This is a genomic window from Paenibacillus sp. FSL P4-0338 (assembly GCF_038002365.1).
Lineage (GTDB): Bacteria > Bacillota > Bacilli > Paenibacillales > Paenibacillaceae > Paenibacillus_AQ.
In genome coordinates this window covers 2,001,040-2,027,643 of sequence record NZ_JBBOCG010000001.1, presented here as the reverse complement: position 1 = coordinate 2,027,643, position 26,604 = coordinate 2,001,040, and the positions used below count along the sequence as shown (strand labels likewise).

Sequence of the window (26,604 nt, the reverse complement as noted above, 5' to 3'; positions counted from 1 at the left end):
GCTTATCTGACCCGTTTGAAGCTGACTTGGCTGGTTAGAGATGAAGCATCTATATCCCCGCATTGCAACAGTCTGCTTTGGAGATTGATCCAGGCAGGCTTTGCTGTGCGGGTTTTCCCGGAATTTGTGCCTATCTGGCAGCACTGGACTTGCATAAGCGGACATCATTATACAGAAATGTTAGGAGAGATGAAGGAGACATGGCAGGATTTGCAGAGGATTTATTACAGGCAGCGGAAGCTGCAGAGCTGGAAATCGAAGGAGCGGTCAAGGCGCTGGACCGGATTGTGGATCATAATCAGTGGAAGGTGATCGAAGCCTTTCAGCGCCAGCATGTGAGTGATTTTCACTTCGCAGGCTCTACCGGGTATGCTTACAATGACCGGGGACGTGAGGTGCTGGATCTGGTCTATGCCGAAGTATTCGGTGCGGAAGCTGCGCTGGTCCGGCCGCATTTCGCTTCAGGAACTCATACTATATCTACTGCTCTGTTCGGTGTGCTACGGCCCGGAGATGAGCTTCTGTACATTACAGGACGCCCCTATGATACGCTACATAAGGTAGTTGGCAAGCCTGGAGACGGAACAGGCTCTCTGGCAGATTTCGGCATCGGCTACCGTGAGACTGCACTGACAGAAGAGGGTAAGGTTGACTGGGATGAGGTCGCCTTGGCGATAAATGGAAACACTAAGGTGATCGGAATCCAGCGTTCGCGCGGCTATGACTGGCGTTCATCCTTCACGGTCGCTGAGATTGGCGAGATGGCAGCACGGGTAAAAGCCATTAAGCCGGATGTCATTGTATTCGTGGATAACTGCTACGGAGAGTTCACCGAGACACTGGAGCCGCCGCAGGTTGGCGCTGATCTGGTCGCCGGTTCGCTGATCAAGAATCCCGGCGGCGGGATCGCCGAGACCGGCGGTTATATCTGCGGCCGCGCAGATCTGGTGGAGCTGGCGGCCTACCGCCTGACTGCCCCTGGAATCGGCGGCGAGGTAGGGGCGATGCTGGGCACGACGCGCGGCCTGTATCAAGGTCTGTTCATGGCCCCGCATACGGTGGGACAAGCGGTGAAAGGCAGTATTTTCGCTGCGGCGGTGTTCCAGCGCTGCGGCTTCACCACCAAGCCTGTCTGGCATGAGCCGCGTACGGATCTGATCCAGGCGGTGGCTTTTGACGGACCCGAGCATCTGATAGCCTTCGTACAAGGCATCCAGCGCGCAGCAGCGGTAGACAGCCATGTCGTGCCTGAGCCTTGGGACATGCCGGGGTATGAGCATCCGGTCATCATGGCTGCCGGGACCTTCATCCAGGGCGGAAGCCTGGAGTTGTCTGCAGATGCGCCCATCCGAGCACCGTATATCGGGTATATGCAAGGCGGATTAACATATTCTCATGTCAAATATGGGGTCTTAATGGCTTTGCAGAGTATGAGGGAGCGCAAGCTGCTGTAGTATCTGTGCGACATAGAAACCGTTATGTTCATATATCAGGCTTGGAGAGGAGGGCGGACTTTGGAGGAAGCAACAGCTATTGAAAGCTTGCTGCAGAGAAAGCAGGAGAATGAAGCTGCCGTCGCTGTAATGATGTGTGGAGTAGCGGGATCGGGCAAGACGACCTTTGCGCTCAAGCTGGAGCAGGAGGGATTCGCCCGGCTGTCCATCGATGAGGATATCTGGAGTACCCATGGCCGTTATGGCCTTGATTACCCGGAAGAGGCTTATGAATCCTTCAAGGAACAGTCGGAGCGCAAGCTGCGTAAGGAGCTAATAGAGCTGCTTGCCGGAAAGCGCCATGTCGTGGTTGATTTCAGCTTCTGGCAGAAGCGAAGACGTGACGAATACAAAGAGCTGATCGAGCAGCACGGAGGACAGTGGGTCTTGGTTCACCTGAAGGTAGAGCCGGTAGAGCTGCGCCGGAGGCTCCGCATCCGCAGCGCGCGGTTTGACGCCAATGCGGCATTCACCATTACCGGGGAGATTCTGACCCGTTTCCTGAACGGATTTGAGACGCCAACGGGCGAAGGGGAATGGATCATTGAAGCATAACATGACATGAAGCGGGACACCGGAGTTGTAAAGTCGAATACTGGCTTGCCGCAGCTTTCGCAGCAGCCTGTGATTTTGCGTGTGGATTGCTCTATGTGGTATACTTCGGGAAACCAAATCCCATGCATCTGACAGTTTGATCTCTTAATCTCACAATAGGTGAAAGAAATCTTGTGAGAAAAACTCACATACCATTGACACGCCATATAAGGAAATGTACAATGAGATGAGAAAAAGATCATTGGAAGGTTGGATGAGTCATGGGTGATGAAATCCGCAGAAATATGGCATTATTTCCTATTGGAATCGTAATGAAGTTAACTGATCTATCCGCCAGACAAATTCGTTATTATGAGCAGCACAGCCTGATCGTACCTGCGCGTACCTCCGGCAACCAGCGTTTGTTCTCCTTTAATGATGTGGAACGTCTGCTTGAGATTAAGGCGTTGATTGAGAAGGGTGTTAATATTGCCGGCATCAAGCAGGTGATGAACCCTGTCTCGAAGGAATCTGAAGAAGCTACGGTTATTACCCCTGATACAGAGGTGAGACGTAGAGAGTTGTCTGATTCGCAGCTTCACCGTCTGCTGAAGCAGGAGCTGGTTTCCGGTAAAAGACCGGGACAAGTGTCTCTAATCCAAGGTGAGCTATCCCGGTTTTTTAATAAATAATATAGAGCAGTTGAAAGGGAGAGGGTAACGTGAGCTTTACTAAAGAGGATATTCTGCGCATTTCCAAGGACGAGAACGTCCGGTTTATTCGCCTGCAATTCACCGATTTGCTGGGAACGATCAAGAATGTAGAGATTCCAGTAAGCCAGCTTGAAAAAGCACTCGACAATAAAATGATGTTCGATGGTTCTTCCATCGAAGGTTATGTGCGGATTGAAGAATCCGACATGTATCTGTATCCGGACCTGAGCACTTGGGTAATCTTCCCTTGGGTGACAGACAGCCGTGTGGCACGTTTGATTTGTGATGTGTACATGCCGGACGGAACACCGTTTGCCGGAGATCCGCGCGGTATCCTCAAACGTTGTCTGCAGGAAGCGGAAGAAATGGGCTTCACTGCTATGAACGTTGGACCTGAGCCGGAATTCTTCCTGTTTAGAACTGATGAGAAGGGCAATCCGACCACTGAGCTGAATGACCAGGGTGGATATTTCGATTTGGCGCCGATGGATCTTGGGGAGAACTGCCGTCGTGAGATCGTATTGACACTGGAGGAAATGGGTTTTGAGGTTGAGGCTTCCCACCATGAAGTGGCTTCCGGCCAGCATGAGATTGACTTCAAATACGCCGATGCCATCAAGGCAGCGGATCAGATTCAGACCTTCAAGCTTGTCGTGAAGACGATAGCCCGTCATCACGGCCTGCATGCAACCTTTATGCCTAAGCCTTTGTTCGGTATGAACGGATCGGGGATGCACGCCCACCAATCCCTGTTCAATGGCAGCGAGAATATGTTCTACGATGAGAGCGATAAGCTGGGTCTCAGTAAGACAGCCCGTTATTACATGGCAGGGATTCTGAAGCACGCACGTGCATTTGCTGCAATCACTAACCCGACGGTCAACTCCTACAAACGTCTGGTTCCTGGTTATGAAGCACCTTGCTATGTTGCATGGTCTGCAAGCAATCGCAGCCCGATGATCCGTATTCCGGCTTCGAGAGGGCTTAGCACACGCGTTGAGGTTCGTAATCCGGACCCGGCGGCTAACCCGTACCTTGCACTGGCTGTAATGTTGAAGGCAGGTCTTGATGGAATCAAGCGTAAGCTGGATCTTCCGGCTCCAATTGACCGTAACATCTATGTCATGTCCGAAGAAGAGCGGATTGAAGAAGGCATTCCAAGCCTGCCATCCGATCTGAAGGAAGCTCTGAACGAAATGATCCGCAGCCACGTGATCACAGAAGCCCTCGGCGAACATGCCCTGGCCCACTTCTACGAGCTGAAGGAAATCGAATGGGATATCTACCGTACCCAGGTCCACGAGTGGGAAAGAGATCAGTACATGACGCTTTACTAGGATACAGCAGCCCCTGGCGCTATACGCGCCGGGGGCTTTTTTTGTTTTTTTAGAGAGTATGGTTTATATCTGAACGTGGATAAGTGCTCTTGCGTGTCGGCCGCGAAGGGTTAGTTAGATTGTGGTAAAGACATACCAAAAAAGTAGGCTTCCTAAAGCTAGCACAGCAGTCATACCAAGGAGCACACCAATAATGACTTTTTCAGATCTGTTATATTTCTTCACAATGCTCACCTCAATAAACTCTAATATAAAAACCAACAGCTTTCTTTTACCGAGAAATAAATCCCGGACTGCTGTTGGTTTATTGAACTGAACGTCTCTGATTAGGTTAATGCATGATTATTTATTGTGATGATCCTTATGATGAAGATCCCTATATTCATTCTTTGTTAAACCAAACAACATAGAATCATGATATTTACCATTGATATAGAAGATTTGACGTCGGACTCCTTCTTGAACGCATCCTACTTTTCTAAGCATAGCAGCCGATGCTTCATTTCCCTCCAGAACATAATCATTAAATTTATTAAGTCTGCGCTCGAAAAATGCATATTTTAAGAGCATGTGCACTGCCCTGGTACCGTAACCCTTCCCTCGATAGGGATGATCAATTACAATACCTATGCTGAACGTACCATTCCTCTCGTCAATACTGTTTAAATTAATACCACCTACCGTGTCACTGTTCATATTTTCAATAGTAAACATGATTCGGCCATTAGTGGATGTAAATTCAACATTCTCTTCAACGAATTTCTTCGCAACCGAGCTTGTGGGCGGCAATTCAATAGTACATTCCAGAAAACGACGGGCAGGGCTATCGAATGCAGATAAATATATATTTTCCCAATCCTCAGCCTCTATTGAACGCAATCTAATTTCATCATCTTGCCAATAATAGTTTGTATAATCTACATTTAGCATTAGTACACCTCCAAATAATATCACGATTCTATAAGTTTATCTCATGAAATATATATTTTGGAGGTGCTTTTTGATTATAAGTAATCTTAACATGATAATATTGGTTAGATGGTGTAGTTCTTAGATTATTCTTCAATGGAAACCGAGGACCGGAAGGCATACCATAGCAATCCATAAGCTAATCCGAAGTAAAGGAGTATACCGATGATGGATATGGACAGAAGAATGAGGATAACTTTGTTTCCATTCATACATTTACCTCCTAAATAAAACTCTCCCAATATTAAAGTGTGGGGGAGAGACTGAAAATGAAGACTAAACAAAGCCTTTACATCATAATATAAAGGAATTACAATTCCAGATCAATCCACTTCATTTTACATACTATTCCATCTCCTATATACTTAACCAGAAGAGAATTCTAGTGGCAGACATGGGAGTGGATGATGAAGAATACATATAAGATTATGCTTTCGCTGTTGCTGGTGCTGGCGTTGATGGGTCAGGTGGCTGGAGCGGAAGGAGCGGCTGTGCCAGCGGAGACCCAAGAGAGGCTTATGGAGCAATATGGGCTGGATGCGCCGCCTCTGCCGGTATGGGATTGGAGTAGCGTTGATGTCGGGGGCAGTGGAATTGCAGGCGGGATGCTGTTCGTGTACCGGATGTTTGTGAATCCGCTGGGGTTCTTGTTGCAAGAGATACTGTATATTTTGTAGTTGAGGGGGAAAAGAATGAATTCGCGTTATGATATCCCAAGTCCTGCACGCAGAGTCCGTAGGAGATCGGGCGGTAAATCATTACTGGTCCTTATTCTTGTTCTGATTGTGATGGCTGTTACGAATCCGGGGAAGGAAGCCTTCAGTGAATATTCTGTAAAGAATCTGGAGAATACGCTAGATCAGGAAATAGGCGACGGAATTAGCAAGCTGGTGGCTCAGCCTGTAATTGAGTCTTTGACCGAGCGGGATAACTACATTTTGTTCTCAGTATTTAGCGTACCAGACCTTAAAAATACCAATTTTTTTACCAGGGATGGCGGGGCTACTAAGAAGTATATTGGATTGTTTAAAATCCTTTTTATCAAGCTGTAAATATGGTTTACATATTGTTCCATGACCCGGTATAATTAAATAGATGGTTGTCGGAATCTTTTATCATGGTTGTGGAACAAGGAGGAACGAAGTTGAATACGGCTTATAAAGTACTGTCCAGTGATGCTGATCTATTCGCTGCCGCACTGGCACAGGTACAGGTCTACGTCGTTCAGCTGGTTGATGGCAAACCGCATGTGATTGCTGATTATGCCGGACCTGTACAGAAATGGACACCGGAGTACATAGTGCTGGCCGGAATGACTTATAGACGCGATGAATTTGAATTCCGGGTACGGTTGAACAAAAAGTAAGCAGATTACCTGTCCGCTGCTTGCTGCTCTAACATTACTGCCGAATCACACAAGCTTTGGAGTCCTTCTTGGCATCTCTTATACTATCCAACTGTAAAAGAGGTGTAAAGATGAGCCAAAGAGAACGTAACCGGATTCGCAGAGCCATTAATGTCCTGCTGACACAGCGGGCTGTCCTGCTGGAGAGACTGGAAGAAATCAATGAGAATCTGCGCAGAGTGCCTAGAGGTTCGCGGGCCAGAAGAGAGCTGCTGGCAGCCAGAGAATCGATCCGCGAGGCTATCCGTTTGAATACGGTGGCTATCCGTCTGTTGAGAAGTGTGCTGTAGTCTGTATCCGCTCTAATTCATTTGAATCACTGGAACCCTTGGGGCGCAATCTGGCGTCTCAAGGGTTTTTGTGAGTTCCTATTCCCTGATGGTGACACGAGTACCTATGGGAACGAGGGCAGCCAGGGTGAGAACATCTGCGTTATACATGCGGATACAGCCATGGGAGACCATGTGGCCGATGGAAGCAGGGTTATTGGTTCCATGGATGCCATAATGCGGCTTGGATAGACCCATCCAGAAGGCTCCGAACGGGCCACCCGGATTGGGCTGCTTGTTAATGATGGTGTATTCGCCAACAGGCGAGACGGTTAACATTTTGCCGATGCCGACAGGGAAGCCTCTGGTGACGACGTCATTATCCAGCAGGTACAGCATGCGCTGTGACAGATCGACGATAATTCGGTAATTGGGCATACAGATCAGCACTCCTTTGTAACAGGATATGTGCGGAGCTATGCAGCGGTTCTCAGAAAAAGTGGTCAAAAAGCTTAATGAGAACAAATGTTTGCATTCGGCTTTTTGGCCACTTTAAGAAGTGAAATGAACAGAAAACAGGCTGCTTCGCATGGTGCGGAGCAGCCTGTTCTTAAGCGGGGAGTAGATTAGTGGATATCGCGGAATAATCCGATGACCCGTCCCAAAATCGTAACCCGGTTAAGGCGGAGAGGCTCGTATGCCGGATTCTCCGGCTGCAGCCTGATATGATCCCGTTCCTTGTAGAAGGTCTTGACAGTTGCTTCATCTTCTTCGGTCATCGCTACAACAATATCGCCATTGTCGGCAGTCTGCTGCTGGCGTACGATGACATAATCCCCGTTCATAATTCCGGCATCCACCATACTGTCACCAAGGACAGATAGCATAAATACCTTGTTATCGCCTACATAATGAGCAGGTAACGGGAAGTAATCCTCAATATTCTCTGTAGCTGTAATAGGAACACCAGCTGTAACCTTACCCACTACCGGGATGCGGGTAACGGTCTGGACGAATTGATGCACATTCTCTGAATCTTCCTGGCCGAGCAATTCAATCGCACGCGGCTTCGTAGGGTCACGGCGGATCAGGCCCTTCTTCTCAAGCCGGTCCAAGTGACCATGCACGGTAGAGCTGGAGGCCAGGCCGACAGCCTCGCCAATCTCGCGGACGGACGGAGGATAACCCTTGCTGCGGACTTCATTACGTATAAATTCCAGGATCGCCAGCTGACGACTAGAAATCTTTGACATCGGTATCAACCCCATATACTATGTTTGGGAAAATTATAACATAGAACTTCCGTTCGTACAAACATAAGTTCTAAAATGAGGAAAAAAAGAGAACGCAAATAAAGAGAACAGACGTTCCGAAAAAACTATTGATCGAAACACATGTTCGTGTTATATTATTTTCGAAAGCAAGAACATGTGTTTGGAGGATGATGATCATGTTAAAGTATAGTACATACAACAGCATCTACAATAATGAGGATATCAAGGTGTCCGCTCCCGGTAATCCAACTGCTCATAGTAATGTAACCAAGGTCAAGGATGCGATTCTTCATAGTCTCACTGCGCTATCATCACTATTCCGTCAGGTCAGCCTGATGAAGATGGTTTTGGTGCTGATGCTTGTTATTTCGGGATTCACTGTGGTGGGGAATGTTTTTGCCGGTTCGGTCTCTTCACTGAAGCCGGATAAGCGGATCGTAGTCGAACGCGGTGATACCTTATGGAGCATTGCGTTAAGTAACAAGCCTGAGGACATGAGGACAGCCGTATATATAGAAGGAATAATGAAGACGAATCATTTGGAGAACAGTGTCATTAAGGCCGGAGATATTCTGACTTTACCTTTATACTGAAGGATTGTGTCAGACTAATGATCGACTCGGAGAGCTTTCAGGGGGTAGACCTTGACAAGCTCTTTTTCTCATGGCAAAGTTAAAATGAATTTAGAGGGAGGGAAACGTATTGAATATTGACGAATTGGTCGCACGCATCAATGAATTGGCACGCAAAGCTAAGAACGGCGGCCTGAATGAAGAGGAACTGGCTGAACGTGCCAAGCTCCGCGAGATTTACCTGGGGAATATCCGCACTAACTTTCGGGCCCAGCTTGATACTATCGAAATTGTGGACAATCCGGAGCATGAAGAGGGCAATAACGGACTTAAGCATTAGCCTGTTGCCTTTTCATAGATAATACAGGATGACTAGGGGGAACTTACATGGCCCGTTCTTGGGAAAGAATGGTTCAACGCAATACCAAGCAAATTAACCAGCAAAGAAAGAAGCAGGGGAAGGATTCCATTTACACTTCCAGCACTAAGACTGCCGCGAAAAGCATTGATATTTTCAAAGGCCGGAATATTGTATTCCCCGTTGTACTGATGCTGCTTGGCATCATGTTCTGGGTGGTAGGCTCAATTGACGAGGCCAAAGGAAGCGGGATTCTGGCCAACTGGCTGGGTGTGGTGCTGTACTTCCTGCTTGCTGCGCTGCTGTTCTTCCGCCGTCCGTTCCTTAAGGTTGAGCGTGCGCGTATCTCTACTATTAAATACAACCGCGAACGCTTCCTCGCTGCGGCGGATATTGAGAAGATCACTTTATCACGCAGTGTAGTAACCATTAAGTATAAGGGTAAGCGCAAGCAGTGGATTTTCTCCAAGCTGATTAACCGTTATGACACCGCTGCGATGGGGGAACGTCTGGAACAGTTCGCGAAGAACAACAATATTGAACTAGTGCACGAATAGGAAGACAGACCAGCATATAGGGAGTGGGAGAAGAAATGCCGATTACCGCCGTACTATTTGACCTTGACGATACCCTGCTGTGGGATGACCGCAGCGTGGAAGAAGCCTTCCGCTATGCTTGTGAGGGTGCTGGAGATTCCGTTGATCCACAGGAGCTGGAAGCTGCTGTACGCAGAGAAGCCCGTGCCCTCTATGAATCCTATGAGACATATCCGTTCACCAAGCTGATCGGTATTAACCCGTTTGAAGCGCTATGGGCGAACTTCACTGCCGGTGAACAGCCGGAGTTCCGTCAACTGGAGCAGCTTGCCCCCGTCTACCGTAAGGAATCCTGGCGCCGCGGCCTCGCCTCACTCGGAGTAGAGGATGAAGCGCTGGCTGCACAACTGGCCGATAAGTTCGCCGCTGAGCGCCGCAGCCGTCCCTATATCTATGAAGAGACGCTTCAGGTGCTGGACGAGCTGCGCGGCAAGGTGAAGCTGCTGCTGCTGACGAACGGCTGCCCGGCACTTCAGCAGGAGAAGCTGGATGGTGTACCGGAGCTTACCCCGTATTTTGACCATATTGTGATTTCGGGAAGCTTCGGCAAAGGCAAGCCGGACAAGGGAATCTTCGAGCATGCGCTCGGACTGCTGGATATTGCTCCAGAGCAAGGTATAATGGTGGGTGATAAGCTTACGACAGATATTCTAGGCGGCTTATCCGCCGGACTGACCACAGTCTGGATCAACCGAAATAGGAAAGCTTCGGACCCGGAGATTACGCCGGATTATCAGATCAGCCATCTCTCAGAGCTTCTGCCGCTGGTAGTCTCCCTGTAAATTGAATTCCATGAAGCCAGTATCCTATTTATGTGGATATTGGCTTTTTTATATCTGCTATATTGTTTGAACTTGAAATTATACTGTATAGGGAAAAGTGGCGGAGGAGAAATTTGGAACTGAAGGAGCGTTAGCGTCCGCCTGAAAGCTTTCCGAAGGAAAGCTCGCGTCGTAAGCATCAGCTGTTACCCGATTTCAACTGCTAGCAGCGGTTTAATTCAAGAAATCTGGGAACAACAGCGGCCGGAGGGCCAAACATTCTTTGGAGTCACGGCAATCCCAATACAAACACTTGAATCAAAGATATGACTATTCTCATATTCACGAGTGAATCATGCAGCTTCTTTAAGGCAAATTGAATAAAATGTGTATAATAAGGAGAGTAGCGATCTGACTTTCATTGTAATATAAAAATGATATGTTTCATGGATGAAGAAGAATCTACCTATGAACCGGGAGGACTTCAGATGATGAAGCCAAGGATACGCAGGGGACTGATGTGCATTGTGATGGGGATGACGCTAGCAGGATGCTCGGGGAATAAGGAAGACGAGATGCAGATGCAGATGCATGCTGCGGCCAACTCCTCCATGTCACCGATTAAGGTGGAGCTGAGCTGGAACCCGGAGGAAGTAACCGCAGGTACGGCAGTTAGCTTCAAGGCTGTCGTGACACAGGACGGTGAACCGGTAGATGATGCTAGAGAAGTTATGTTTGAGGTCAATGAGGCCGCGGATAAGACCAAGAAGGTTGAAATCAAGGGTGAAAGTGACGGAGAAGGGGCTTATGTCGCGGAACATACCTTTGAAGAGGCGGGCGAATTCAGTGTCACTTCACATGTGACTGCCCGGACGCAGCATTCCATGCCAAGCAAGAAACTTATGGTAGCGCCGTAATAGAAATGAAATCAATGGAAATACAAATAATGCAGGGTGGAAAGGAAGGCTTTCCGAAATCCCTTTATTCTGCTAAAATTACTCTAATGTTTCACTGGGGGGATGGAAAGTGGCCAAATACACACTTGCTGAGAGCTTGCAGCAGCGCATATTGATACTGGATGGAGCTATGGGTACCATGATTCAACAGGTGCCGCTTACCGGCGAGGATTTCGGCGGGGATGACCTGGATGGCTGTAATGAAATGCTGGTGCTGACCCGTCCGGAGGTTATTCAGGACATTCATGAGAAATACCTGGAGGCCGGTGCGGATCTGATCGAGACAAATACCTTCGGTGCCACCTCAGTGGTGCTTGCTGAATATGATATTCAGGACCGTGCCCGGGAGATTAACCTTGCGGCCGCCAGACTTGCACGTAATGCCGCAGATAAATATGATACACCGCAGCGCCCGCGTTATGTTGTAGGAGCTATGGGACCAACCACGAAAACGCTCTCTGTCACCGGGGGAGTCACGTTCAAGGAGCTTGTAGACAGCTATGAAGAACAGGCGGTTGCGCTGATCGACGGTAAGGTGGATGCACTGCTCCTGGAGACATCCCAGGACACCCTGAACGTGAAGGCTGGAAGCATTGGTATCCGTAACGCCTTCGAGAAGAGCGGAATTACGCTGCCGGTGATGATCTCGGGAACCATTGAACCTATGGGAACCACGCTGGCCGGACAGAATATCGAAGCCTTCTATATTTCACTGGAGCATCTGAAGCCGGTGTCCATCGGACTGAACTGTGCTACCGGACCGGAATTCATGCGGGATCATATCCGTTCGCTGTCAGCGATCTCTTCAGCAGCTGTCAGCTGTTACCCGAATGCGGGTCTGCCGGATGAGAACGGGAATTATCATGAATCCCCGGATTCCCTGGCCCGTAAGCTGGGCGGCTTCGCGGAGAAGGGCTGGCTGAACATTGCCGGTGGCTGCTGCGGAACCACTCCGGATCATATCCGTGCGATGGCTGAAGTCATGGCGGCTTACCCGCCGCGTAAGCTTGACGGCCAGCATCCTCCGGCCTTGTCGGGGATTGAGCCTGTGTATGTGGAGAGTGAGAACCGTCCGTATATGGTCGGTGAACGGACCAATGTCCTCGGTTCCCGGAAGTTCAAGCGTCTAATCGTCGAGGGGAAATACGAGGAAGCTTCGGAGATTGCCCGGGCCCAGGTAAAGAGCGGTGCACAGGTCATTGATGTCTGTGTCCAGGACCCGGACCGGGATGAGACGGAAGACATCATGCGGTTCCTGGAGCTGGTGGTGAAGAAGGTCAAGGTGCCGTTAATGATCGATACGACGGACCCGAAGGTCATTGATCTGGCCTTGCAGTATTGTCAGGGCAAAGCGATCATTAACTCCATTAACCTTGAAGATGGTGAAGAGAAGTTCGAGCATGTCACACCTCTTATTCATAAATACGGAGCAGCGATTGTTGTAGGAACTATCGACGAGACTGGTCAGGCTATCCTGGCAAAGGACAAGCTCGAGGTTGCCAGACGTTCCTATGATCTGCTGGTCAACAAATACGGTCTGGCTCCCGAGGATCTGATCTTCGATACCCTGGTGTTCCCTGTAGGTACCGGGGATGAGCAGTATATCGGCTCCGCGAAGGAGACGATTGACGGCATCCGTCTGATCAAGGAGGCTATGCCTGCTGTTCATACAATTCTTGGCATCAGCAATGTCTCCTTCGGTCTGCCTGAATCCGGCCGTGAGGTGTTGAACTCGGTATTCCTGTACGAGTGCACCAAGGCCGGTCTGGATTATGCCATTGTGAACACCGAGAAGGTGGAGCGGTACGCATCGATCCCTGAAGAGGAGCGCAAGCTCGCTGAAGAGCTGATCTATAATACGAATGATGACACCTTGTCTGCGTTCGTAGCAGCTTTTCGCGGCAAAAAGGTGGAGAAGAAGGAGAAGATCTCCAATCTCTCCCTGGAGGAGCGCCTAGCTTCCTATGTGGTAGAAGGCACCAAGGAGGGGCTGATCCCGGATCTGGATGAAGCGCTGAAGACCTCCGCTCCGCTGGAGATCATTAATGGACCGCTGATGGCAGGGATGTCTGAGGTCGGACGGCTGTTCAATAACAATGAATTAATCGTGGCCGAGGTGCTGCAGAGTGCGGAGGTTATGAAGGCCTCAGTGAACCATCTGGAGCAGTTCATGCAGAAGGATGAGACCTCGGTTAAGGGGAGAATCATGCTTGCGACCGTCAAGGGTGATGTGCATGATATCGGCAAAAACCTGGTCGAGATTATTCTCTCCAACAACGGTTATGAGATCGTCAATCTGGGGATCAAGGTTCCGCCAGAGAATATTATTGAGGCCTTCCGCAAGGAAAAGGCCGACGCCATCGGCTTGTCGGGACTGCTGGTGAAGTCGGCGCAGCAGATGGTGCTGACTGCGCAGGATCTGCGGTCCGCCGGTATTGATGTGCCGATTATGGTGGGCGGTGCAGCACTGACCCGCAAATTCACCAAGACCCGAATCCGTCCGGAGTATGACGGACTCGTCTTATATGCCAAGGATGCCATGGACGGTCTGGATATCGCCAACCGGCTGATGAACCCGCTGGAGCGGGTGAAGATTGAGGAGGAGGTCCGCCAGGAGGCTGAGGCTGCTGTAGCTGTCGCTCCGCAAGCGCCCCTTCCCGAGCTTACGCGCGCAGTCCGCTCTAAAATTTCGGGTGATGCCCCAGTGTTCATCCCGCCGGATATGGAGCGTCATGTCCTGCGTAATTATCCGCTGGGACATGTGATTCCTTATGTGAATATGCAGATGCTGCTCGGCCATCATCTCGGTCTGCGCGGTTCTGTAGAGGCGCAACTGGCAGCGCGAGATCCGCGTACCGTAGAATTGAAAGAGACCGTGGACGATATTCTGCATCAAGCGATGATCGAAGGCACGATCGTGCCGCATGCTTTGTACCAGTTCTTCCCGGCCCAGTCACGCGGCAATGACATTCTGATCTATGATCCGCAGGATCAGGCTAAAGTGCTGCATACCTTCACCTTCCCGCGCCAGAATGTGGAGCCGTATCTCTGTCTTGCTGACTTCCTGAAGCCAGTGGAGAGCGGAGTCATGGACTATGTAGGCTTCCTGGTGGTTACTGCGGGCCATGGCGTCCGTGAATTATCGACTGTACTTAAAGATAAGGGGGATTATCTCCGTTCCCATGCTCTGCAGGCTGTCGCCCTTGAGGTCGCAGAAGGTCTGGCTGAACGTGTCCACCATATGATGCGCGACACCTGGGGGTTCCCGGACCCGGCAGATATGACCATGAAGCAAAGACACGGCGCACGTTACCAGGGTATTCGGGTATCCTTCGGCTACCCGGCCTGCCCGGATCTGGAGGATCAGGGGCCGTTATTCAAGCTCCTGAAGCCCGAGGATATCGGCGTGCAGCTTACCGAGGGCTTCATGATGGAGCCGGAGGCTTCGGTCTCGGCGATGGTCTTTGCCCATCCGGAAGCGCAATACTTCAATGTGGAGAAGCTCTAAGCCTTCCGCATGCTCACCGGTCAGAAGGGGCCATGCCCTGACTTTTCGGAACCTCCCGTTACCGGGAGGTTTTTTGTTGGAGTATAAGAATTACCTTCGAGGTGCTGTAAAAGATGCTTTTGCAGCCAAAACAGAGTAGAATTCTTGTCATAAGAACGGGCAAGATCACAAAAAGTAATCAAGACCTTAGAAGCGAGAGAGGAGGGGCATGATGGAAATCTATTTTTTGGGAACGAATGCCGGGGTGCCGACGCTGCAGCGCAATGTGACCTCGGTTGCGCTCCGGCTGCTTGAAGAACGGCGTACCTTCTGGATGTTCGACTGCGGGGAAGGGACACAGCATCAGGTTCTGCGCTCGCCGCTACGGCTGGGTAAGCTGGAGAAGCTGTTTATCACCCACCTGCACGGTGATCATCTGTTTGGCCTGCCCGGACTTATCTCCAGCAGGGGCTACCAGGGCGGGACTTCACCGCTTACGGTGTACGGACCTCCCGGGCTCAAGGCATATCTGGACATATCGCTGTCTGTCAGCCAGTCCCGCATTCCTTATAAGCTGGAGATTGTGGAGCACAGCGGCGGGCTGATTTTTGAGGATGAGACCTTCAAGGTAGAAGCGGGACTGCTGGAGCACCGGATTGACAGCTATGGTTACCGGGTCACGGAGAAGGACAGTCCGGGTAACCTGAATACAGAACTTCTCAAGAGCTATGGACTGAAGCCGGGACCGCTGTATGGCCGGTTAAAAAAAGGCGAGGATATCACTACCGATGATGGCGTGCTGATCCGGGCGGCCGAGGTGATTCATGCGCCCAAGCGCGGACGGATCGTAGTGATTCTGGGAGATACCCGGCCTTGCCCGGGTTCACTGCCGCTGGCGCAGGATGCCGATCTGATTATCCATGAGGCTACCTTTGCCCAGACCCTAGCGGAAATGGCTCATCAATATCATCACAGCACGGCACAGCAGGCTGCGGAACTGGCAAGGGATGCAGGCGGGGCTGAGCTGCTGCTGACTCACTTCAGCTCGCGTTACACTTCGCAGGAGGAGCTCGCTCCACTGCTGAAGGAAGCGCAGGAGATCTTCCCGAATACACTGCTGGCAGAGGAATTCTGCACCTTTCCGGTCTATCGGAGAACCCCGGGAAATGACGCTATTGACTGAATTATTTTCCGGGAAAGCGCAGGAAATGACAGGCCTGTGCCAAAAATAGCGGGGGGCTGCAGGAGTTCGCTAGCGTTCGACGAAGAACGTTAAATTTAAAGTAAAAGCTGAGGATTAAGCGTACGAAGCAGTAGAGAAAATGCCGAAACAAAGCGGCTAAAAATCGCTAAAGGCGGGTAATAAATCCACTTGCAGCACGCTTCCCGCAGAAGCCGCTGCTGCTCTGAAATATAATTCATAGGATTAATAATAAATAGGATGAATCACTTAGCTCGAGTTGACAGGAGGACTTATGAACAATATCGGAGGCTTATTAATTGATCTGGATGGCACCTTGTATCATGGCGGCAGAATGATCCCCGGGGCCCAGCGGCTGATCGCGGCACTTCGTGCGGCGGAGATTCCGTTCCTGTATGTGACGAACAACTCTTCAAGAACACCTGCCAGTGTAGCTGCACATTTACGCGGAATGGGCATTGAAGCAAGGCCTGAGGAGGTCTGCACATCATCGCTGGCTGCCGCCCGTTACATTGCCGGAGAATCTCCGGGGGCATCCGTGGCGATACTTGGAGAAGAGGGGCTGGTGGAAGCCTGCACAGAGGCAGGGTTAACCCTGGTCACCGAGCATCCCCAGGTTGTCGTGCAGGGGATCGACCGTTCTTTTACATATGAAGCACTGGCCCGCGCCTCGCGCTGGATTCGGGAAGGGGCGAGATTCGTCCTGACCAACCCCGACCTGATGCTTCCCTCTGATGACGGAGTGATGCCTGGTGCCGGTACGATAGGTGCAGCTATTGAAGCAGCCAGCGGTGTGGCGCCCGTGGTCATCGGCAAGCCCGAGACGCATCTGGTAACGTATGCGACATCTCTGCTCGGCATCAAGCCGGAGGATGCGGTGATGGTGGGCGATAATATGAGAACGGATATCTTGGCTGGTGCTAATGCGGGCTGCCGGACTGTGCTGGTGCTTACGGGACTTACAACCCGGGATAATCTGGAGCATTACCAGCAGCTAACCGGAGTTAAGCCTGATGAAATTTGTGCTGATTTAGCTGAACTTATGGTACTGCTCGGTGTATAATGACAAAGGTGACCTTTTGACCATCCAAGAAGGGAAGATGACAATATGCCGGAATTGCCGGAAATGGAGAATTACAGAAAGCTGCTTAGCCAACATCTAATAAACGTACCCATTACAGGGGTAACCGTAAATAGAGAAAAAACCATTAATATGGAGACTGAAGAATTCGTGAAAGGTTTGGTCGGGGCTCGAATTGTATTCGTCGAACGCCGCGCCAAGCATATTCTTTTCCACCTGCATGACGGACGCAGACTGCTGCTGCATCTGATGCTGGGCGGGCTACTGTTCTATGGTACAGAAGAAGAACGTCCTGACCGTACTACACAGGTTGAGCTTGCGTTCGGTGATCATATCCTCTACTTCATGGGTCTGCGGCTGGGGTATCTCCATCTGTTGTCTGTCAAGGAAGGCGAAGCGGCAATGGGGAAGCTTGGACCCGAGCTGCTGGACCGCCGGATGACGGCCGATCGTTTCGCCGGACTGCTCAAGGGACGGCGCGGCGCGCTGAAGAGTCTACTGGTTAACCAGCATGTAATGGCTGGAATTGGCAACTGCTATGCCGACGAGATTGCTTATGAAGCCCGTCTGCTTCCGTCTACGCTTGTTCAGAATCTGTCACCGGAAGCGGTGACCCGGCTGTACGACAGCGTGCGTAAGGTATTAACCGAAGCCACTGAAATCGGCGGGTATATGGAAATGCCGTTCATGACCGGCGACACCGTGACCGGTTCTTATAATGATGCCTGTAAAGTGTATGACCGTGAAGGCGAGCCTTGCCTGCGCGGCGGGGGAACCATAGTGAAGATAGAGCTGTCCGGACGCAAGGTATTCTATTGCCCGGATTGCCAGCATGACGCATAGACCCTTCATAGGGGCGCATGTCAGCATACGCGGCGGGTACGGGCAGGCTGCCCGGTCCGCCAGGGAGAGCGGTGCTACATGTTTTCAGTATTTTCCGAAGAATCCGCGCAGTCTGAAGCCGAAGCCGGTAGACTACCGCGATGCAAGAAGCTGCGCAGCATACTGCCGGGAGCAGGGGATGGCTTCCATTGCCCATACCCCGTATCCGACGAATCTGGCCGCTGGTCCGGGCGGCAGAGGGGTGATGATTGCCTCCCTGCGCAACGATCTGGAGATTGCCGAGGCGTGCGGATCGGTGGGCATTGTGGTGCATTTCGGACACTTTGCCGGGATGGAGCCATTGCAGGGTTATCAAAATATAATACAATGTATGAATGAGGTGCTGGCAGACTGGACGGGACATACCAAGCTGCTGCTTGAGAATATGGCAGGGAATCATGGTCATGAGGGTATGACGCCCGAAGAGCTGGTCAAGGTCCGTGAACTGTGCCGCTACCCGGAGAAGATCGGCTTTTGCTTTGATACCTGTCATGCTTTCGCTGCGGGGATCTGGAATCCGGTGCAGACGGAGGAGCTTATCGCACGCGGTGAGCGGCTGGGGTACTGGGCGGATCTGGCGGCTGTGCATTTGAATGACTCACGGTTCCCCTTCGGCTCCCGGCGGGACAGACATGCCGGAATCGGCAGCGGATATATCGGGGGAGCGGCGCTTAGCCGGCTTTTGAAGATGGATGGCCTGGCTGATAAAGTGGTCGTTATGGAAACAGAAAAGGGACCGGATGGCACGCACAGAGCGGAAATTGCTGCTGTGAGGTCCTGGTTTGAGGCGGGGGATGGTGGAGGATGAAGGAAATGAATCAGCCGGAGCTGCTGGAGCTGCTGGCCACGAAGGGCGAGCCGCTTGTTCTGTTTCTGCATACCCCGCTGTGCGGAACCTGCAAGGCAGCCCGGCGGATGATTGAGGTGGCGGAGCATTTGCTTCCGCCTGGTCTTTTGATTGCGGAGGGGAATATTAATATGCTCCCTGAGCTGGTGAATACCTATCAAATCTCAAGTGTGCCCGCTCTGCTGGCCGTATCTGCTGACCGCAGCGCTGAACCGGACATCATCTATTCCATACACTCGGTTGAACGGGTGCTGGCATACATAAGGAGAGTGACATTATAATGATATCATTACAACATCTGTCCCTGCGCAGGGAGGAGAGCCTGATTCTTGACGATGTATCGCTTACCATGAAGCAGGGAGAGAACTGGGTCATTCTCGGACGTAACGGCTCCGGCAAAACCACCCTGCTGGAAATGATGACCGGCTACCTGTTCCCCAGCAAAGGCTCAGTTGAAGTGCTGGGATACAAATATGGTCAATGTGATCTGCGCGAGGTACGTAAGGAGATTGGTTATATCGGCCCGTCCCTGATGGAAAAGCTCTCGCTTACCGACCCTGTCTGGGAGGTTGTCGCTACGGGCGCCTATGCGTATTTGCGCTTCTACCAGGAGATTCCGCAAAGTGTGAAGGACCGGTCGCTTAAGCTGCTGGAGGAGATGAACCTCGGCGAACTGGCTTATCATCCGTTCGGCTTGTTATCTCAGGGGGAGCGCAAGAAGGCTATGCTGGCCCGCTGCCTGATCGCAGAGCCAAAGCTGCTGATTATGGACGAGCCTTGCGCCGGTCTTGATTTATATGAACGGGAGAAAATGCTCGCCGAGATCGACAAGCTGCGGCAGCATAATGTTGGAGTGGTGTATGTCACCCATCATGTGGAGGAGATTGTTCCGCTATTCACTCATGTGGCGCTGATCCGTGACGGGAAGCTGGCAGGAGCCGGTCCCAAGGAAGAGGTGCTGACTCAGGAGATGCTGATGGCTACCTTTGACATTCCGGTGACGGTTGAATGGGATAATGGACGTCCCTGGATTAAAATAAGTTCTGGAGGCACATCGATTTGAACGATTTCACAGAAGACATGCCGGAGCAGGATACTGCTCCGCAAGACAAGATTATTTCAAAATATATCTGCACGGCGAACCATGGCTTTGCCCCCTATGCACAGGAGGAGCTTAGACGCTTGTTCGGAGCGGTGAAAAGTACCTTGCTGCTGCCAGGGGAAATCTTCCTGGCTACGCTTGAGGCGGAGCCGGAGGAGGTATCGCAGCGGCTGGCACAGAACCTGCCGATCTTCCTGCGCCACATCCAGCCTGTTGATTTCCAGGACACCGGCGATCTGCCGGCTCTGGAACGGCTGGCCGTATACTTAGGCCGGCGTTCGGAGCTGCAAGGCGAGAAGGTATCGCTGCATGTCCGCAAAGGCTCGTCCTCCTTCTGGGAGCAGAGTCCTGGCGAGCTGCGCGAGTGGCTTCAGAGCAGGCTTGACAGCCTGGACGCCGAGTTCACCGTACAGGAGCCTGCTTGGGTGATCTCCGTCTATGCGGACGGTGACGCGCTGTATGCCGGTGTATCCCGGCCGGAGGCGAACCTGTCCAGCTGGAATGGCGGCATGATCCGCTTCCGCAAGGAGGACGGGCAGATCTCGCGGGCCAAATTCAAGCTGATGGAGGCGGAGAAGGAATTCGCCATTCCGTTCTACAGCTTCAAGAATGCGGTCGATATCGGCGCTTCTCCGGGCGGCTGGACCTCGTTCCTGCTGGAGCGCGGCCTCAAGGTTACCGCTGTTGATCCGGCGCTGATGCACGAATCCTTACGTAAGCATCCGGCACTCAAGATTCTGCGCAAAAATGCCGGAGAGGTTAAATTCCGTGAGAACGAATTTGATCTGCTGGTCTGCGATATGAGCTGGAGTCCCAAGCTGATGGCCAAGCTGGTCACAGAGCTGCTGCACAGCCTGACACCAGGCGGCAGCGCAATTGTTACGGTGAAGCTGATGCACAAGAAGCCAATGGCGATGATCAATGAGATTATCACACTGTTTGAAGGCCAGCGGATGCAGATTCAGCGCGCGAAGCAGCTGTTCCACAACCGTGACGAGATTACACTTTATATGATTAAGTATTAATTCATAGTTTCAGGATTAAGGGAAAGCATCCCGCAGTCTGCACCTCCGGCTTCGTGCCGGTTCCGGTGCGGGCAGTGGGGGCTTTTTTTGCGTGATTCATTATTCTATAAGAACAGGCGGGGAAGAGATGGAATTCAATGGAAAGCTACATCCCGGACAGATCCTGGGAGGGCGTTATTATGTGACCGGTCTGATAGGAACAGGCGGAATGAGCCGGGTATATCTGGCGGAGGATGAACGGCTGCCGGGCATGCTGCGGGCCATTAAAGAGAGCGTAATCCGGGAGGGGAATTATGGTGCAGGCGCCATTCAGGCGGAAGCGGAGCTATTAATCTCGCTCCGTCATCCTCTGCTGCCGCAGATTGCGGATTTCTTCCCGCCGGATTCTGATGGCTACACCTACCTGGTGATGGATTATATTGAGGGCATCACCCTGCATCAGTATATGGCAGAGCAGCCTGCTGCAATGACGGGGGAGCGAATTCTAAGCTATGCGCGTCAGCTGCTGGAGGTGCTGCATTATTTGCACAGCCATCAGCCGCCAATCATATACCGGGATCTCAAGCCATCGAATATCATGCTGACTGGAGAGCATGAGCTGAAGGTCATTGACTTCGGGATTGCGCGCAGGCTGAGGAGCGGCTCCGGTGAGGACACAGAGAAGCTAGGAACAGCCGGATTCGCAGCCCCGGAGCAGTACGGCGACGGGCGCAGCAGCCAGGTGTCGGACCTGTACGGGCTTGGCGCGCTGCTGCTGTATATGGCCTCTGGCGGTGAGTTCAGCGCCTGGCAGCCAGGGATGGAGCGGAAGCTGCAGGGGCGTCTCCCGGGCCGGATGATTCCGGTCATCAGACGGCTGCTGCGGCATCACCCTGAGGAACGGTATGGAAGTGCTGAAGAGGTAAGAGCAGCCCTCTTGCAGCTGGAGGTTGGCGGAGCGGGGGAAGCTGGACATGGGCGGACGAACATGCGCAAGGTTGCGGATGACAAGGAGTGGCAGTCCTCTGTTGTGGTGGTGGCAGTATTAGGGGTGTCACCAGGGATTGGGACCACGCATACCTCGCTTGCTGTCAGCCGCTGCCTGTCGCCTGCAGGACGGACGGCATGGGTAGATTGTAATCCCGGTTCGCAGGTATTTAATCGCATGAAGGAAATGGCGGGGAGGCCTGAAATAAGCGGTGTTCAGGGGACACAGGAGCAACCGTTCACCTGGATGGGTGTAGACTACTGGAGGTTGCTCCCATCGGAGGGACTCCCGCAGGTGCCGGATCAGGCCTATGCTTACATCGTCCTGGATCTTGGAACCGGCGGCAGTGAGGGGGCGCTGGAAGCGTTCACCGGCAGCGGGTTTCCATTATTGATTGCCTCCGGTGCAGACTGGCGGCTGGAGGATACCCTGTACTGGCTGCGCCGCAGAGGTCTGACTCCCCGGCCGGAATGGCGGATCGGCCTGCCGCTGGCCGGGGAGCATACTGTGGCGCTGCTGGCTTCTCTGCTTGCACCTGCCAGCGTATGCAGCCTGCCGCTTCAGCAGGACCCTTTTCAGAGCAAAGGCAAGCTGGTTCAGGCCATCAGGGCAATGCTTGGACCGATGAAAGGTGGTCGTTTTCCTGCAAAATATATTGGAATATTTCAGAAAAAAGGTTAAACTCTCAGGTTCTTTTGGCTGTTTTTCAGAAATTAGGCTTAATTTCTATTTCGAAGCAGGGTGCAGGTGTGCTAAAATGTAGTGATATCTATAAGTTATGGACCTATTAGTATTTACAATATAGACAGGAGCTTGCGGAGAAATTATGAGTTTACTTAGTGTAGAAGACGTTTCCCATAATTTTGGGGACCGGGTGTTGTTCAAGGATGTGTCTTTCCGTCTGCTGGATGGAGAGCATGTAGGTATTGTAGGCGCGAACGGCGTAGGCAAATCGACGCTGATGAATATTTTGACCGGCAAATTATTGAAGGACAACGGCAAGGTGGAATGGACGCCGCGGGTCCGTTACGGATATCTGGATCAGCATACCCTGCTTACAGCAGGCAAAACCGTGCGCGATGTGCTTAAAGATGCTTTCCTGCCGCTGCTGGAGCTGGAGCATGAGATGCTGGCGATTACCGATAAAATGGGGGAGGCGACTCCCGAGGAGTTGGACCTGCTGCTTATGCAGATGGGCGACATTCAAGAGCAGCTTGATATTGGTGACTTTTACCTCATAGATGTGAAGGTTGAAGAAATGGCCAATGGGCTGGGGTTGACAGCGATCGGTCTGGACCGGGATGTCACTTCCCTCAGCGGGGGACAGCGGACCAAGGTACTGCTGGCGAAGCTGCTGCTGGAGAAACCGAATGTACTGCTGCTCGATGAGCCTACCAACTATCTCGATGTGGAGCATATTGACTGGCTGTCGAATTATCTGAAGCAATATCCGTATGCCTTCATGCTGATCTCCCATGATACGGAATTCATGAATAAAGTGGTTGATGTGATCTATCATCTGGAGTTCTCCAAGCTGACCCGCTATACGGCCAATTACGAGAAATTCCTGGAGATGGCGGGGATGAACAAGGCCCAGCATATTGATGCGTACGAGAAGCAGCAGGATTTCATCAAAAAGCAGGAGGATTTCATCCAGCGCAACAAAGCGCGTGCCTCGACTTCTGGCCGGGCGAAGAGCCGTGAGAAGCAGCTTGGCAAGATGGAGCGGATCGACAAGCCGGAAGAGGCGATGAAGCCTACGTTCCAGTTCAAGGAGAGCCGGGCCAGCGGAAAGACCGTGTTCGAGGGCGTTGATTTCGAGATCGGGTATGACCGCCCGCTGCTGCCAAGCAAGCTGAATATGATGATTGAACGCGGAGAGAAGATTGCGATTGTCGGCTACAATGGGGTCGGTAAATCTACGCTGCTCAAAACCATCCTGGGTGTTATCCCTACGTACAGCGGAAAAACCTACCTGGGAGATTACCTGAGTTCAGCGTATTTCCAGCAGGAAATGAAGGCGGAGAATATCACGCCGATTGAAGATGTGTGGAATGAATTCTCGAGTCTGACCCAGAATGAAGTGCGTGGGCATCTGGCGCGCTGCGGGCTGAAAAACGAACATATTACCCGTCCGCTCAGCATGCTGAGCGGCGGCGAGCAGGCTAAGGTACGTCTATGCAAGCTGCTGATGCGCGAGAGCAACTGGATTCTGTTCGATGAGCCTACGAATCACCTTGATATTGTGGCCAAGGCTGAGCTTAAGCGGGCGCTGCAGGAATACAAGGGCACAATTCTGCTGGTATCCCATGAACCGGAATTTTACGAGGATTGGGTAACGAAGGTCTGGAATGTAGAGCAGTGGTCTGCGCAGACCGTATAACAATGGATTCCGGGAAAAGTGGAGGCTTGCACTTTTCCCGGTTTTTTACCAATAACCTACGTACATAGGGGGCTGTTCAGAGATGGGTCCTGATCAAAAAACGCCGGTTCCAGCTTCATCAGCCGGCAGGGACGGCAGATATTCAAGACAGGTGCGCTTCACACCATTCGGCGCAGCAGGACAGCAGGGGCTGGCACGCTCCTGTGTGCTGGTCGTTGGCATGGGGGCGCTGGGGACTGGCATTGCCGAGACGTTAGCCCGCTGCGGGGTAGGACGGCTTATACTGGTGGACCGTGACTATGTGGAGTGGAGTAATTTGCAGCGCCAGCAGTTGTACACGGAAGAAGACGCCCGTGTGCGCACGCCCAAGGCGGCTGCAGCCCGTACCCGGCTGATGGCGGTCAATTCGGAGATTGTGATCGAGGCCCATGTGCTTGATGTACGTGCAGAGGAGCTGGAGAGCCTGCTCCCCGGCGTGGATCTGATTATGGACGGAACGGATAACTTCGACACCCGGCTAATCATCAATGACCTGGCGCAAAAGCACCGCATCCCCTGGATCTACGGAGCCTGTGTCGGAAGTTACGGCATTACGTATACGATTCTGCCGGGTGAAACCCCTTGTCTGAATTGTCTGTTGGGCACGATTCCGCTGGGTGGGGATACCTGCGATACGGCGGGGATTCTTCCGCAAGCGGTACAGCTGGTTACAGCGAATGGAACTGCTGAGGCGCTGAAGCTGCTCGGCGGATTCAAGGACAAGCTGCGCGGCAAGCTGCTGACCTTCGATATCTGGCGTAATGAGCAGCAGGAGATTGGCGTGAGGGCGGCGAAGAAGCAGGGTTGTCCCTCATGCGGTGAATCACGGAGCTATCCGTATCTGTCGGCCTCTAACACAGAGCGCAGCGATGTGCTGTGCGGCAGGGATACGGTGCAGATCCGTCCGGCACAACGCAGAAGTCTTAATTTGGAGGAGACGGCTGCCCGCTTGTCCAGGCTGAACAGCGGCAAGGTGGAGAGCAATCCGTATCTGGTTTCTTTTACAGAGGAGCCGTACCGGATGGTTGTGTTCGCAGACGGAAGAGCCTTAATACATGGAACCAGTGATATCGCTGCCGCCCGCAGCTATTATCACCGCTATTTCGGATAATGGAGGAGATCACAATGAACGAGGGAACCATCGGTCATATGGCTGTATTTACACTGAAATCCGCCCCGGATTCGGAGGAGACCAGAGCCTTCTTGCGGGATGGAGCTGAGATTCTTAGCGCTATTCCTATGGTCGGGAATTTCGAGGTGCTGCGACAGGTCAGTGTCAAATGTGAGCACCAGTACGGCTTCTCGATGGAGTTCGCCGATCAGGCGGCTTATGATGCCTACAACAATCATCCGGCGCATCAGGCTTTTGTCGCAGAGCGCTGGGACACCCAGGTGGCTGCATTCCAGGAGATCGATTTCGTTCAAATATAAGAAATTATAGGCTATAATTAGTACCGCAAAGAGACCATTCCCCTGAATGGTCTCTTTGTTTTGCGGGAATTCTAAGCATCATCTGCGGCGGCACAGCCGGTGCAAGACTGGTGGAGGGGGACGATCCCGGTGAATGAAAAGATCGCATGGTACATACCCGGGCCGCACCCGGATAGCCTTGAATCTGATGCAGACAGAGAGCAGAGGGCAGTCGGTCATGCCGGGCTGGAGGAAGCCATCCATAGCCTTGGGATGACAACAGCAATAAGCGAAGACTTGGATAGTCTTCGGTTATTGCTGTTAGGCGGTGAGCCTGTGCTTCTGCTCGCAGAGCTGGATGACCCCGGAGCTTGGGCGGGCTGGGAAGCCGTCTCGGAGATGCGGAAGGAGGGGATGATTCTTCCGGTAATGGTCCTATCCGGGGGGACACCTGAAGAGAGAGGGAAAGCGGCTGTCTCCGTATTCGATGCCGGAGGCAACGAATATATGGAGAAGCCTGTACATACCGGTGAGTTCAAACGCAGAATATTGAATATACTTAAGCTGACAGGTCGCCGAAGAGATACGGCTTCGCTGCTTAAGGTGGACGGATTGATTCTTGATCGCGGGCGCCGGCAGGTCAGCCGGGATGGAACCGAGCTGAAGATGACCCCCAAGGAATTCGACCTGCTATATTATCTGGCAGAGAATCTGAATGAAGTCTGTCCCCGGGCTGAGATATTGCAGCAGGTGTGGGGGTATCATTTTCATGCGGACACCAATGTGGTGGATGTGTACATCCGGCATCTGCGACTGAAGGTGGATAAAGGCCGCCGGAATAAACTGATTCATACGGTGCGTGGAACCGGATATGTACTGCGGACACCGGAGAGCGGGGCCACAAGCTGACGGCCGATGCAAGCAGCTCTCCGGCTAATAGGCA

The 26,604-nt window shown here is 52.0% G+C and carries 30 protein-coding genes; 26 read left to right on the top strand and 4 right to left on the bottom strand.

Going from position 1 to position 26,604, the window contains the following annotated elements; translation table 11 throughout:
* Nucleotides 1-200: 200 nt before the first annotated feature.
* The 4 genes from MKZ07_RS08860 (at nt 201) to glnA (ending at nt 4,077) form a co-directional block, all read left to right on the top strand.
* On the top strand, nt 201-1,454 hold the full coding sequence (locus tag MKZ07_RS08860) for a methionine gamma-lyase family protein (protein WP_341025563.1): 1,254 nt from the start codon (nt 201-203) through the stop codon (nt 1,452-1,454).
* 60 nt (nt 1,455-1,514) lie between these two features.
* Nucleotides 1,515-2,048, top strand: coding sequence for an AAA family ATPase (locus MKZ07_RS08855; protein ID WP_305954386.1), 534 nt, complete (start codon nt 1,515-1,517; stop codon nt 2,046-2,048).
* Nucleotides 2,049-2,308: 260 nt separating this feature from the next.
* Nucleotides 2,309-2,719: a MerR family transcriptional regulator gene (locus tag MKZ07_RS08850; RefSeq protein WP_019910684.1), complete on the top strand. Its 411-nt coding sequence runs from the start codon at nt 2,309-2,311 to the stop codon at nt 2,717-2,719.
* Between the two features lie 29 nt (nt 2,720-2,748).
* A complete protein-coding gene (gene glnA, locus MKZ07_RS08845; RefSeq protein WP_036695473.1) occupies nt 2,749-4,077 on the top strand; it encodes a type I glutamate--ammonia ligase in 1,329 nt (442 codons plus the stop codon).
* Nucleotides 4,078-4,419: 342 nt separating this feature from the next.
* Here the strand turns inward: glnA and MKZ07_RS08840 are convergent, their stop codons facing one another.
* Nucleotides 4,420-5,007, bottom strand: a complete 588-nt coding sequence (locus MKZ07_RS08840; RefSeq protein ID WP_341025560.1) for a GNAT family N-acetyltransferase — start codon at nt 5,005-5,007, stop codon at nt 4,420-4,422.
* Between the two features lie 125 nt (nt 5,008-5,132).
* Nucleotides 5,133-5,258: a hypothetical protein gene (locus tag MKZ07_RS08835; protein ID WP_268748801.1), complete on the bottom strand. Its 126-nt coding sequence runs from the start codon at nt 5,256-5,258 to the stop codon at nt 5,133-5,135.
* Nucleotides 5,259-5,450: 192 nt separating this feature from the next.
* Between MKZ07_RS08835 and MKZ07_RS08830 the strand changes: the two genes are divergently transcribed.
* From MKZ07_RS08830 to MKZ07_RS08815, 4 genes are all read left to right on the top strand, one after another.
* The gene (locus tag MKZ07_RS08830; RefSeq protein WP_162174465.1) at nt 5,451-5,723 is read left to right on the top strand and encodes a hypothetical protein; all 273 of its coding nucleotides are present in this window, start codon (nt 5,451-5,453) and stop codon (nt 5,721-5,723) included.
* Between the two features lie 15 nt (nt 5,724-5,738).
* Entirely contained in the window at nt 5,739-6,098 is a 360-nt protein-coding gene (locus tag MKZ07_RS08825; RefSeq protein ID WP_036695470.1) for a hypothetical protein, read from the top strand.
* A 92-nt stretch (nt 6,099-6,190) separates the two neighbouring features.
* Nucleotides 6,191-6,412 (top strand): hypothetical protein, encoded by a 222-nt coding sequence (locus tag MKZ07_RS08820; RefSeq protein ID WP_036695469.1) that lies wholly within the window; start codon nt 6,191-6,193, stop codon nt 6,410-6,412.
* A gap of 110 nt (nt 6,413-6,522) precedes the next feature.
* The gene (locus MKZ07_RS08815) at nt 6,523-6,741 is read left to right on the top strand and encodes a hypothetical protein (protein WP_036695468.1); all 219 of its coding nucleotides are present in this window, start codon (nt 6,523-6,525) and stop codon (nt 6,739-6,741) included.
* A 78-nt stretch (nt 6,742-6,819) separates the two neighbouring features.
* Here MKZ07_RS08815 and MKZ07_RS08810 read toward each other — a convergent pair whose 3' ends face one another.
* Together MKZ07_RS08810 and lexA are read right to left on the bottom strand one after the other, a co-directional pair.
* Nucleotides 6,820-7,158 carry a L,D-transpeptidase gene (locus MKZ07_RS08810; RefSeq protein WP_036695467.1) on the bottom strand — a complete coding sequence of 113 codons (339 nt, stop codon included), beginning with the start codon at nt 7,156-7,158 and terminating at the stop codon, nt 6,820-6,822.
* 188 nt (nt 7,159-7,346) lie between these two features.
* Complete coding sequence (gene lexA / locus MKZ07_RS08805) at nt 7,347-7,973, bottom strand: transcriptional repressor LexA (protein ID WP_036695466.1); 627 nt, start codon at nt 7,971-7,973, stop codon at nt 7,347-7,349.
* A gap of 197 nt (nt 7,974-8,170) precedes the next feature.
* Between lexA and MKZ07_RS08800 the strand changes: the two genes are divergently transcribed.
* The 18 genes from MKZ07_RS08800 (at nt 8,171) to MKZ07_RS08715 (ending at nt 26,570) form a co-directional block, all read left to right on the top strand.
* On the top strand, nt 8,171-8,587 hold the full coding sequence (locus MKZ07_RS08800; protein WP_051493562.1) for a LysM peptidoglycan-binding domain-containing protein: 417 nt from the start codon (nt 8,171-8,173) through the stop codon (nt 8,585-8,587).
* Nucleotides 8,588-8,696: 109 nt separating this feature from the next.
* The gene (locus MKZ07_RS08795) at nt 8,697-8,906 is read left to right on the top strand and encodes a DUF896 domain-containing protein (protein WP_036695465.1); all 210 of its coding nucleotides are present in this window, start codon (nt 8,697-8,699) and stop codon (nt 8,904-8,906) included.
* Nucleotides 8,907-8,953: 47 nt separating this feature from the next.
* A complete protein-coding gene (locus tag MKZ07_RS08790) occupies nt 8,954-9,481 on the top strand; it encodes a hypothetical protein (protein WP_036695464.1) in 528 nt (175 codons plus the stop codon).
* A 35-nt stretch (nt 9,482-9,516) separates the two neighbouring features.
* Nucleotides 9,517-10,302 (top strand): HAD family hydrolase, encoded by a 786-nt coding sequence (locus MKZ07_RS08785; RefSeq protein WP_341025557.1) that lies wholly within the window; start codon nt 9,517-9,519, stop codon nt 10,300-10,302.
* Between the two features lie 467 nt (nt 10,303-10,769).
* Nucleotides 10,770-11,198, top strand: coding sequence for a FixH family protein (locus MKZ07_RS08780; protein ID WP_036695512.1), 429 nt, complete (start codon nt 10,770-10,772; stop codon nt 11,196-11,198).
* A gap of 169 nt (nt 11,199-11,367) precedes the next feature.
* Complete coding sequence (metH, locus tag MKZ07_RS08775) at nt 11,368-14,745, top strand: methionine synthase (protein WP_442792443.1); 3,378 nt, start codon at nt 11,368-11,370, stop codon at nt 14,743-14,745.
* 211 nt (nt 14,746-14,956) lie between these two features.
* A complete protein-coding gene (rnz, locus tag MKZ07_RS08770; protein ID WP_036695461.1) occupies nt 14,957-15,907 on the top strand; it encodes a ribonuclease Z in 951 nt (316 codons plus the stop codon).
* A 292-nt stretch (nt 15,908-16,199) separates the two neighbouring features.
* Nucleotides 16,200-16,988, top strand: a complete 789-nt coding sequence (locus MKZ07_RS08765; RefSeq protein WP_036695460.1) for a TIGR01457 family HAD-type hydrolase — start codon at nt 16,200-16,202, stop codon at nt 16,986-16,988.
* A 45-nt stretch (nt 16,989-17,033) separates the two neighbouring features.
* A complete protein-coding gene (locus MKZ07_RS08760; RefSeq protein WP_036695459.1) occupies nt 17,034-17,849 on the top strand; it encodes an Fpg/Nei family DNA glycosylase in 816 nt (271 codons plus the stop codon).
* A complete protein-coding gene (locus MKZ07_RS08755) occupies nt 17,839-18,696 on the top strand; it encodes a deoxyribonuclease IV (RefSeq protein WP_036695458.1) in 858 nt (285 codons plus the stop codon). The genes MKZ07_RS08760 and MKZ07_RS08755 overlap by 11 nt, the downstream gene beginning before the upstream one ends.
* The gene (locus MKZ07_RS08750; protein ID WP_036695457.1) at nt 18,693-19,016 is read left to right on the top strand and encodes a thioredoxin family protein; all 324 of its coding nucleotides are present in this window, start codon (nt 18,693-18,695) and stop codon (nt 19,014-19,016) included. The genes MKZ07_RS08755 and MKZ07_RS08750 overlap by 4 nt, the downstream gene beginning before the upstream one ends.
* Nucleotides 19,016-19,798 (top strand): ABC transporter ATP-binding protein, encoded by a 783-nt coding sequence (locus tag MKZ07_RS08745; RefSeq protein ID WP_036695456.1) that lies wholly within the window; start codon nt 19,016-19,018, stop codon nt 19,796-19,798. Before MKZ07_RS08750 ends, MKZ07_RS08745 begins: the two co-directional genes overlap by 1 nt.
* A gap of 17 nt (nt 19,799-19,815) precedes the next feature.
* Nucleotides 19,816-20,862 carry an SAM-dependent methyltransferase gene (locus MKZ07_RS08740; RefSeq protein WP_084648938.1) on the top strand — a complete coding sequence of 349 codons (1,047 nt, stop codon included), beginning with the start codon at nt 19,816-19,818 and terminating at the stop codon, nt 20,860-20,862.
* Nucleotides 20,863-20,989: 127 nt separating this feature from the next.
* Complete coding sequence (locus MKZ07_RS08735; RefSeq protein WP_156949638.1) at nt 20,990-22,510, top strand: serine/threonine protein kinase; 1,521 nt, start codon at nt 20,990-20,992, stop codon at nt 22,508-22,510.
* A 145-nt stretch (nt 22,511-22,655) separates the two neighbouring features.
* Nucleotides 22,656-24,212 carry an ABC-F family ATP-binding cassette domain-containing protein gene (locus MKZ07_RS08730; protein WP_036695454.1) on the top strand — a complete coding sequence of 519 codons (1,557 nt, stop codon included), beginning with the start codon at nt 22,656-22,658 and terminating at the stop codon, nt 24,210-24,212.
* A gap of 82 nt (nt 24,213-24,294) precedes the next feature.
* Entirely contained in the window at nt 24,295-25,362 is a 1,068-nt protein-coding gene (locus MKZ07_RS08725) for a ThiF family adenylyltransferase (RefSeq protein WP_036695453.1), read from the top strand.
* 14 nt (nt 25,363-25,376) lie between these two features.
* A complete protein-coding gene (locus MKZ07_RS08720) occupies nt 25,377-25,682 on the top strand; it encodes a Dabb family protein (RefSeq protein ID WP_341025552.1) in 306 nt (101 codons plus the stop codon).
* 129 nt (nt 25,683-25,811) lie between these two features.
* Nucleotides 25,812-26,570, top strand: coding sequence for a response regulator transcription factor (locus MKZ07_RS08715; protein ID WP_341025551.1), 759 nt, complete (start codon nt 25,812-25,814; stop codon nt 26,568-26,570).
* Nucleotides 26,571-26,604 lie beyond the last annotated feature (34 nt).